1 protein-coding gene and 1 pseudogene are annotated in these 430 nt (G+C 62.8%); both read left to right on the top strand.

The features are described from left to right. Window positions 1-176: pseudogene (locus tag SB753_RS34940) on the top strand (glucose-6-phosphate dehydrogenase); the annotation flags it as partial. A gap of 35 nt (window positions 177-211) precedes the next feature. Then, on the top strand, window positions 212-430 hold a 219-nt coding region (locus tag SB753_RS34945), incomplete at its 3' end, for an ROK family protein (RefSeq protein WP_410804608.1).

Here is a 430-nt window from a genome sequence, read left to right on the forward strand (position 1 = left end):
GCATCGAGACGAGCTGGTGCGCGGTGGACGATGTGCTGCATCCGAAAACGGGCGGCGCGATGCCCGTGCACGGCTATGCGGCCGGCAGTGAAGGGCCCGCCGAAGCCGATGCGCTGCTCGCACGCGACGGCCGCGCGTGGCGGCCATTAAAGACCAATGCAATCGAAAAGAAGTGAACGCGCTCGGTAAAACCACATCAACGGGGGGCAACATGGCGGCATCGAAAGACAAGGCAGCAACGCGTAACGAACGGATTCTTGCAATCGACGTCGGCGGCACTGGATTGAAAGCGGCGATCATCGACGCAAACGGTCAGATGCAAACCGAGCGCTTGCGCGTGGCGACGCCGCATCCGTGCACGCCGCAGCAACTCGTCGATGCGTTGGCAAAACTCGTCGAGCCATTGATCGCGAAGGCGCCGGCGCAGTTG

Source organism: Paraburkholderia sp. SIMBA_053 (assembly GCF_046534895.1).
Classification (GTDB): Bacteria; Pseudomonadota; Gammaproteobacteria; order Burkholderiales; family Burkholderiaceae; genus Paraburkholderia; species Paraburkholderia caledonica.